The sequence below is a fragment of the Comamonas avium genome (assembly GCF_014836675.1).
In the GTDB taxonomy this organism is placed as follows: Bacteria; Pseudomonadota; Gammaproteobacteria; order Burkholderiales; family Burkholderiaceae_C; genus Comamonas; species Comamonas avium.
This window is the reverse complement of sequence record NZ_JACSQK010000005.1, coordinates 446,719-455,421: the sequence shown is the minus strand read 5'-3', so window position 1 is coordinate 455,421 and position 8,703 is coordinate 446,719. Positions and strand designations below refer to the sequence as shown.

The 8,703-nt window shown below is 58.3% G+C and carries 7 protein-coding genes and 1 pseudogene; 4 read left to right on the top strand and 4 right to left on the bottom strand.

Features of this window, described 5'->3' with window-relative positions:
* The 4 genes and pseudogenes from H9646_RS12355 to H9646_RS12340 all read right to left on the bottom strand — a co-directional run.
* Positions 1–76 (bottom strand): annotated as a pseudogene (locus H9646_RS12355) (electron transfer flavoprotein subunit beta/FixA family protein); the annotation flags it as partial.
* A gap of 187 nt (positions 77–263) precedes the next feature.
* Positions 264–1,580: a mechanosensitive ion channel family protein gene (locus tag H9646_RS12350; RefSeq protein ID WP_191723658.1), complete on the bottom strand. Its 1,317-nt coding sequence runs from the start codon at positions 1,578–1,580 to the stop codon at positions 264–266.
* Between the two features lie 77 nt (positions 1,581–1,657).
* Positions 1,658–2,434 (bottom strand): enoyl-CoA hydratase, encoded by a 777-nt coding sequence (locus H9646_RS12345; protein ID WP_191723657.1) that lies wholly within the window; start codon positions 2,432–2,434, stop codon positions 1,658–1,660.
* 21 nt (positions 2,435–2,455) lie between these two features.
* Entirely contained in the window at positions 2,456–3,361 is a 906-nt protein-coding gene (locus tag H9646_RS12340; protein ID WP_191723656.1) for a histone deacetylase family protein, read from the bottom strand.
* A gap of 92 nt (positions 3,362–3,453) precedes the next feature.
* On the opposite strand from H9646_RS12340, the gene H9646_RS12335 reads away from it, so the two are divergent.
* Genes H9646_RS12335 through mltB form a run of 4 tightly spaced genes read left to right on the top strand, consistent with a single transcriptional unit; the run spans position 3,454 to position 8,645 of the window.
* Positions 3,454–4,371, top strand: coding sequence for an AAA family ATPase (locus tag H9646_RS12335; protein ID WP_191723655.1), 918 nt, complete (start codon positions 3,454–3,456; stop codon positions 4,369–4,371).
* Entirely contained in the window at positions 4,371–5,393 is a 1,023-nt protein-coding gene (locus tag H9646_RS12330; protein ID WP_191723654.1) for a DUF58 domain-containing protein, read from the top strand. Before H9646_RS12335 ends, H9646_RS12330 begins: the two co-directional genes overlap by 1 nt.
* 58 nt (positions 5,394–5,451) lie before the next feature.
* Positions 5,452–7,470, top strand: coding sequence for a transglutaminase family protein (locus H9646_RS12325; RefSeq protein ID WP_191723653.1), 2,019 nt, complete (start codon positions 5,452–5,454; stop codon positions 7,468–7,470).
* Complete coding sequence (gene mltB / locus H9646_RS12320; protein ID WP_191723652.1) at positions 7,467–8,645, top strand: lytic murein transglycosylase B; 1,179 nt, start codon at positions 7,467–7,469, stop codon at positions 8,643–8,645. The genes H9646_RS12325 and mltB overlap by 4 nt, the downstream gene beginning before the upstream one ends.
* Positions 8,646–8,703 lie beyond the last annotated feature (58 nt).

The window sequence follows — 8,703 nt, the reverse complement described above, 5'->3', positions numbered from 1 at the left end:
CGCCTGTGCCGTCAGACTTCACACGGACTTTGACGTTGTAGTCCACCACGCGCTTGACTGGGACCAATACCTTCATGCTGCTGCTCCTTGGGAATCAGTGTGATTACAGATTGTTTGAATTGACGTGAACGTAAACTGAAAACATTCTATGCGGCGATGCAGCAAAGCTGTCCTAGGGACACCGCGCAGACATTCACGCAGAAAAGAACGATCGTTCCATTTTATGCATGCATCACGCAACGCAGAGCATTAATTTCAATCGTCTATGGGTTTTCCCTAGGTGATTCAGCCTCATGCAGCCCCTTGTCCGCGTGGCCAGTCGCACTCTCATCAAGTGCCACAAATTGCACCACCTGCCGCGACATAGGCAGATGAACCCCTGCCTCTCGCAAGCCTTGCAGCACCGTGAGGTTCACATCGGAGCGAAGATTCCCCTGCCCGTTCTGGGGGTCACTGATGTAGTAGCTCAGCGTAAATTGCAGTCCATGCTCAACAAAGTCGACCAGTTGAACAGAAGGCGCAGGCTTTGCCAGAACACGAGGCTGCCGCTTGGCAGCGTCCAGCAAAATGCTGGTCACCTGAGATACATCACTGTCTATACCAACGACCACGGTGGTTGACAGCGAGAACTGACGATCAGATTGCGTGAGGTTTTCCACCCTTTGCGTGATCAGTGTTTCATTAGGAACAATTGACTCGCGCCCATTGGATGCACGAATCACCGTAAAGCGGGTCCGGATGTCGGTAATACGTCCTTCAAAACCATCCACTCGCACGTTGTCACCAATACGCAATGCGCGCTCAATCAAGACCAGAAAACCACTGATGTAATTGGATGCGATTTTTTGCAGGCCAAAGCCCAGGCCGACACCTAAAGCGCCGCCCATCACAGACAAAGTAGTCAGGTCAACCCCTACCCAAGACAAAGACACCAGCAAGCCCACCGTGATCAGCACCACCCGCGTGATGTTGACGCCCACTTTGCGCATGGACAGATCACTGACCCACCGGTTGATCAGGTGCTGCTCAAACAAGCTGGCAATCCACAGCACCACCACCATCATCAAACCAGCAGACAAAGTACCTTCGACCAAATTGAGCAAGCTGACTTGTGACTTGCCCAGTGTCAGGCTGACGGAGTCGAGCTCTTCGCGCACCACGGGCAACAAACCCAAGCTGTGCAAGACTGCCACTCCCCATACCACCCAGGAGAACACGCGCTCCATCAAGCGCATAGTGGTCGATTGCGGAAAGCTGGCACTCAATACGCGGGCAACAAACCGGATGATGGTCAGCGAAAACAGCAGCGATACCGCCAAGCGCAGCCAGAACACCGGCATGTACTGAACGGCTATCAGTTCAGCGACGTAGGTAAAAAATAGCGCCAGCATCGGCAGCATCGCACCATCCAGAGGTTTGCTGCCAAACCAGATGGGCGATACCCGCTCTCGCTCCTTGAGGTTGCGGCCCCACCAACGCACCACGGTGTATGCCAAGAGCAAGCACACCAGCAAGATGAGCAACTCAACCCACGCACTGGAGCTGCGAAAGTCATGAATGAGTTTGTCAAAAATGTCCATAACGACTCACATTAACGCGGGTCCAGGCAATGCGCCTCTCCATAGCATGCAGATGGCAAACTACTGACGCCCCGCAGTCAGCCACGCCACTGGGGCTGCCGTTTCTGAGCGAAAGCCTGGGCGCCTTCCTGTGCATCAGCGTCCATCATGTTGCAGGCCATCGACTCTCCGGCCAGCAGGTAAGCAGCCTCCAGACCCATTTCACGCTGTCGATACAGCAACGCTTTGCCCATGCGCACAGCCGTTGCAGGTTTTTGCACAATCGAGCTCACCAGCTGTTCAATACTGGCATCCAAGGTTTGCGGTGTCACCACGCGGTTCACCAGCCCCTGTGCCTGTGCCGTATGCGCATCAATGAAGTCTCCGGTCAGCAGCATTTCCATCGCCTGTTTAAATGGCACATTGCGCACCAAAGGTACGCTGGGTGTTGCGCAAAACAAACCATAGTTGATGCCACTGGTGGCAAAGCTGGCTTCGCTACTGGCAACCGCCAAATCACACTGCGCCACCAACTGGCAGCCTGCTGCCGTGGCCATGCCGTGTACCCGTGCAATCACCGGCACAGGCAAACGCGCAATGCTCAGCATCATGCGTGAGCACTGCGTAAAAAGCTCCTGGTAGTAGCTCAAGTCCGGGTGTGCGGCCATGTCCTTGAGGTTGTGCCCCGCACAAAAAGCTTTTCCATTGGCAGCCAGCACCACAGCCCGCACGCTGTCGTCCATTGCAATCTTGTCCAGCGCCTCTTGCAGCGCCTGCAGCATGTCACTGCCTAGTGCATTGAAACGGGCAGCATCATTGAGCACCAGTGTCACAACGCCACGGGCGTCCTGTGTTTGCAGCAACAACTCGGTCATGAATGGGTACCCCTTGTTTGTCTAAACATCTGCCAGCACGCGTAAATGGGCTTCAACGCTGCGCGACAGCGGCCCCATCATGTAACCACCTTCCAGACACGAAACGATGCGCCCTTTGCTAAAGCGGCGGGCCACATCCTTGATCCGCTCTGTCAGCCAGATGTAGTCGTTTTCAGTCAGATTAAGTTGCCCCATATCGTCGTCACGATGGGCGTCAAACCCGGCACTGACAAAGATCATTTCGGGCTTGAAGGCTTCCAGACGAGGAATCCACACCATCTCCACCAACTCGCGGATATCCATGCCCTTGGTATAGGCCGACACCGGAATGTTGAGCATGTTGGATGCGGGCTCTTTGTCGCCACTGAACGGATAGAACGGGTGCTGAAAAAAACTCACCATTAGCACACGGTTGTCGCCCGCCAGGATGTCTTCCGTGCCGTTGCCGTGGTGCACATCAAAGTCAACGATCGCTACGCGCTTGAGGTTGCGCCGCTGCAGTGCGTGCAAGGCGGCAATCGCCACATTGTTAAAAAAGCAAAAGCCCATGGCCTTGTCTCGGGTGGCATGGTGCCCAGGCGGACGGATGGCACAAAACGCATTTTCGAGTTCACCATCAATGACGGCATCGGTCGCTGCAACGGCGGCACCTGCGGCATGCAATGCCGCAGTGAAAGTATGCGCATTGATGGAGGTATCCGTATCCAGCTGCATGTACTGTGGCCCACCGGCAGCCTGCTCTTCGAGCAAACGGTCTGTCAGACCACGCAGCGCCGCCACATGCATGCGATCATGGGCTAGCTCAACATCACTCAAGGCGGCTTGAGGTGCGTCAATGCGCTCCAAGCCATCTAAAACCCCTGTCATCAGCAAGCGGTCTTCAATAGCATCTAAGCGTTGCGGGCACTCTGGGTGCCCGGGTCCCATGTCATGTTGACGGCATGAACGGTGAGAGAAATAGCCTGTCTTGCCCACTTTGCTTGTCCCCTGTCATCTTTGTTTTAGGATAACTTTTGCCAATGACTTTGCACAAAATCCAGTCTCTTTTGGATCAGCTTAACACGGTGGTCGTTGGCAAAAAGCAGCAAGTACAAGACTGCGTTGCTTGCCTTTTGGCAGGCGGGCACTTGCTGATTGAAGACGTTCCCGGTGTCGGTAAAACCACATTGGCGCACGCGCTGGCGCACAGCTTTGGCCTGCAATTTGCACGCGTGCAGTTCACCTCTGACTTGATGCCCAGTGATTTGACAGGTGTTTCGGTGTATGACCGGGCCAGCGAAGGCTTTGTGTTTCACCCGGGTCCCGTTTTCACGCAAGTCTTGCTGGCTGATGAAATCAACCGGGCCAGCCCTAAAACCCAGAGCGCGCTACTGGAATCCATGGAGGAAAAACAAGTCTCTGTGGAGGGGAAAACTCACCCGCTTCCCACGCCTTTTTTTGTGATTGCCACACAAAACCCACAGGAGCAGCTCGGCACTTACCCGCTGCCTGAAAGCCAGCTCGACCGGTTCTTGATGCGCATCAGCCTAGGCTACCCTGACCGTGCTGCGGAGCTGCAACTTCTGGCCCACCACGGCCACCGCTCACAGGCAGATCATTTAGCCGCGCAACTGAGTGCGCAAGAGCTGGCGCACTTGCAGCTGGCCGTACTGCAGGTACATGCGGCGGACCCACTGCTGCACTACGTTCAGGACCTGCTGGAAGCCACACGCAATGGCCAATGGTTTGTGCAAGGGCTCTCTCCTCGTGCCGGGATTGCCTTGCTGCGCGCAGCCAAGGCGAATGCGTTGATGCATGCACGCAACTACGTTTCTCCCGATGACGTGCAGGCCATGTTTGTCCCCACCATGGCCCACCGCCTGCATGCCGTCGCACGCTCAGGGCGCGGCACCATTGAGCAAGCGCGAGCCATGCTGCAAGCCGTGGCTGTTGCCTGATGCCTGACAGCCAACTGCCTACGCGCAGCCCATGGCGGCAATTTCTGCACAACTGGATCACACGCCGCCAGCAGCCCAGCCTGAGCCAGACGTTGGGGCACCGCAATATCTACGTGCTCCCATCCAAAGCGGGGTGCATGCTCGGCGTGACCCTGCTGGTGCTGCTGATTGCTTCCATCAACTTTCAGCTCAATCTGGGCTATGCACTCACTTTTTTGATAACAGGCAGTGCACTGGCCAGTGTGTGGCTGGGCCACCGCAATGTGTACGGGCTACAGCTGCACCTGGGAGCGCTGCACCCCGTGTTCCAAGGTGACCGTGCCACCGTTCCCATTGGCATTCAAACCGCAGCAGGACAACGCGATCGCCACGGCCTGTCAGTGGCCCTGAACCGCTCACACGGAAAATTAGCCTGGGTCCACACTGATGTCACAGCCGGGCAGCTGTGCACTGTGGAGCTGGGCAGCGTGCCCCATCAGCGCGGCTGGCACCGTGTACCTCGTGTGGTGCTAGAGAGCCGTTTTCCTCTGGGCGTCTTTCGAATCTGGAGCTACTGGCAGCCAGAAGGGCGCGTCTTGGTTTACCCCGCGCCTGAAACGCCCGCCCCACCCATCCAGTACGGTGACAACGAAGAGCCAGCCACTGCAGCGCCGCACAGTTCAGGCTCCACAGAACACGATGGCGTGCGCGCTTACCAGCGAGGCGATGCCCTGCGCAGCGTGGTCTGGAAGAAAACCGCCACTGCACTGGCCACAGGCAGCGGCGATCTGGTGGTGCGCAACAACTACAGCCCGCACACCCACAGCGTGTGGCTGGATGCGTGCGCCACAAGGCTGGCAGACCCAGAAGCGCAAATTGCGCGACTGACCGGGTGGGTGCTGCTGGCCCACGCTCAGCAATGGCGCTGGGGTTTGAAACTGCCCAGCGGGCTGCGCATTGAGCCAGCCACTGGTGTGCAGCACCTGCACGATTGCCTGGCAGCGCTTGCCATCGATGGCAAGCCTTCATCACTGCATGATTAATTTTCCAGACCAAATAGCACTCTAGCGCTTCAGACATATACGTTAAAAGCTATCAAGCATGAAAATTGATTCGCCCCCAACCTTGCCGCGCGAAACACGAGACACCTTGCTGGTGCTCGGGGTGGTGGCACTGGTGCTGCTGCCACAGGTGGCCTACCTGCCCGTCTGGAGCAGTGCTCTTGCGCTGTGCCTGCTGATGTGGCGGCTGTGGATAGCGCGTCACGGTCAAAGTCTGCCCGGCAAGTGGCTGATGGCAGCACTGCTGACCCTGGCAGTGGGAGGCACGGTGCTGCAGTTTCGCTCCATTGCGGGGCCTGAAGCAGGGGTCGTATTGCTAGTGCTGCTGCTGGTATTGAAAACCCTGGAAATGCGTGCACGGCGTGATGCCATGGTGATTTTTTTTCTCGGGTTTTTCACCCTGCTCACGTTGTTCCTGCATTCGCAATCACTGCCCATCGCCATAGCCATGCTGCTGTCTGTCTGGGGTTTACTGGCAGCACTTGTCAACGCCCACATGCCTGCAGGCTACCCCCGCCTGCGGCAATTGCTGCGTACCTCGGGTGTGCTGATGCTGCTGGGGACCCCAGTCATGCTGGTGCTGTTTGTCAGTTTTCCGCGCATAGCTCCACTGTGGGGGCTTCCTTCTCAGACTGCGCAAGGGCAAACCGGGCTGTCCAACGACATGACAGTAGGTCAAGTGGCACAACTGGCACAAAACCATAGCGTAGCTCTGCGCGTACGCTTTGACACCGCCGACGGCCAGACACCGCCACAGCGTTTGCTGTATTTCCGTGGCCCCGTACTCAGCGACTTTGATGGCCGCAACTGGAGAGCTCCCTCTGATGGCGGCCTGCCCTCCGGCACTGGCATGCCCGCTACCGGCCTTGGTGAGGCCGTGAACTATGAAGTCACGCTGGAGCCACACCAGCAACGCTGGCTGCTCACGCTGGAGGCGACGCTGCAGGCACCAAACATTGCACAACGCCGCACGCACGCCACAGCCAACCTGCAATGGCTCACCACCCGCCCCATCACGGAGGTACTGCGTTACCAGGCCCAAGCCTACGTGCATTACGCATACGGGCAGCAGCTGTCCACTTACCAGCGCAACCAGCATTTGCAACTGCCCACAGACCTCAACCCCCGTACGTCGGCTTGGGCACAAGAGCTGCGCCAGTTGCACGGCAATGACGACACGGCCATCATCCAGGCGGCCTTGTCGCGCCTGAGCAATGGAGGCTATGTGTACACCCTGCAGCCGGGTGAGGTGAGCAGCGCGCACACTGCCGACCACTTCTGGTTTGAAAGTCAGCGCGGCTTTTGTGAGCACATTGCCTCAGCATTCACCGTGCTGATGCGCGCCGCAGGCATTCCTGCCCGCATCGTGACAGGTTACCAAGGCGGAGAGCGCAATACCGTGGATGGCTTGTGGACGGTGCGCCAAAGCGATGCCCATGCCTGGACCGAGGTGTGGCTGCCCAGTGAAGGCTGGATGCGCGTTGACCCCACCTCCGCCGTATCCCCCGCACGTACCGAACAGCTGCAGCGCCTGCCCGCCCCCGCCACGCTGCTCAACAACGCCATGGGCAATATGGTGGGCCACAATGTGCTGCAGCATTTGCGTGCCAACTGGGAAGCCGTCAACCACCGGTGGAACAACTGGGTACTGAACTATTCCAGCGACAACCAGAGCAGTGTGCTGGGCTATCTGCAGTGGACGCACTGGAACGCAGCCAAAGCAGCACTGTGGTTTGCTGCCACCGCTGCCTTGGTCGCCATGGCTTTTGCCTTGCAGCGCTGGCGCTCACGGCGCATTCAAGACCCATGGCTGCGCATGGCCGCACATGCCCGGCGCAAGCTGCAACAGGCAGGCATTACCCATGCAGAAAGTCTGGGGCTGCAAGCGCTGGCCCGCACAGCCCAAGCACAATGGGGGGATGAATCTGCGCATCTGCAGCAGTGGCTGCTGCAGATGGAACAATGGCGCTATGCACCGCATGGCCCAAACACCCCCAGCCTGGCCGCTTTGCGCAGCAGTTACCGCGCCTTGACCTGGCCACGATCTCGCACACCATGAAACGCTTGCTCTCTCCTTTGCTCTTCCTCGTTCTGGCTACTGGGTGCGCCACCCACCTGCCTGCTGATGCCCAGCACAGCGGCACCAAAACGCCCCCTTCCCCCAAGGCCGCCGCCAGCACCACATCGAACACGCCTTACGGCCAGCGCACTGACGCCCAGCAATGGGCCAAAGAGATGGCAGCGCGCCAAGGTCTGGATGCCACATGGGTACAGGCACAGCTGGCCCAAGCAAAATTTTTGCCGCAGGTGCCACGCTTGATGACACCGGCCCCCAAAACCAATACCACGGCACGCGACTGGGCAGACTACCGCCGCCGCTTTATTGACCCCATACGCATCAAGGCAGGGGTGCGCTTTTGGAATGACAACGCCGAGACATTGGCCCGCGCCGAAGCACAGTTCGGCGTTCCTGCCGCCATGGTCGTGGGCATCATTGGCGTGGAAACCATCTACGGCAAAAATATGGGCAACTTGCGCGTGCTCGACAGTCTGGCCACTTTGGCTTTCGATTTCCCTGAAGCCCACCCGCGTGCCGCAGAACGTCAGCGCTACTTTCAAGGTGAGCTGGAGCAATTTTTGGTGATGATGCGCAACGCCGGTACCCCCACCACAGAGCCGCGCGGTAGCTATGCAGGAGCAATGGGACTGGGTCAGTTCATGCCCAGCAGCTGGGCGCAGTGGGCGGTTGATTTTGATGGCGATGGCCGCATTGACCTATTCAACAGCACTGCCGATGCAATTGGCTCCGTGGCCAATTACTTCAAAGCCCATGGCTGGGTACCGGGACAACCCGTGTGGTATCCCGCGCTGTTCAACACCGACAGCCTGAACCTTCCCACGCTGCTGGCACCAGACATTCTTCCCAGCTTTACCCCGGCGCAAATGGCAGGCCTGGGCGTCATTCCACAGGACGGCATGGAACACCAGGGACTGCTGGCCTTGATTGAACTGCGCAATGGCAACGCGGCCCCCAGCTACGTTGTTGGCACGCAAAACTTCTACACCATCACGCGCTACAACTGGTCCAGCTACTACGCCATGGCTGTGTACGATCTGGGCCAAGAAGTGCTGGCAGCGCGCACTGGCAGCACCCCAGCCATTGCCATGCCAGTCACGATCCCCGCACCGGCGACACCGGCCCTTAGCGTGCCTGCGCCCGCCAACGCACAGTAAAGACTGCTACAGCACGTTTACCCGCCTGCGCACAGCGGGCAAACGTGCACTTTGCGTG

Coding starts and splice junctions, on each gene's coding strand:
- H9646_RS12335 (WP_191723655.1), top strand. CDS start 3,454: ATGACTTTGCACAAAATCCAGTCTCTTTTGGATCAGCTTAACACGGTG.
- H9646_RS12340 (WP_191723656.1), bottom strand. CDS start 3,361: ATGGGACCCGGGCACCCAGAGTGCCCGCAACGCTTAGATGCTATTGAA.
- H9646_RS12350 (WP_191723658.1), bottom strand. CDS start 1,580: ATGGACATTTTTGACAAACTCATTCATGACTTTCGCAGCTCCAGTGCG.
- H9646_RS12325 (WP_191723653.1), top strand. CDS start 5,452: ATGAAAATTGATTCGCCCCCAACCTTGCCGCGCGAAACACGAGACACC.
- H9646_RS12330 (WP_191723654.1), top strand. CDS start 4,371: ATGCCTGACAGCCAACTGCCTACGCGCAGCCCATGGCGGCAATTTCTG.
- mltB (WP_191723652.1), top strand. CDS start 7,467: ATGAAACGCTTGCTCTCTCCTTTGCTCTTCCTCGTTCTGGCTACTGGG.
- H9646_RS12345 (WP_191723657.1), bottom strand. CDS start 2,434: ATGACCGAGTTGTTGCTGCAAACACAGGACGCCCGTGGCGTTGTGACA.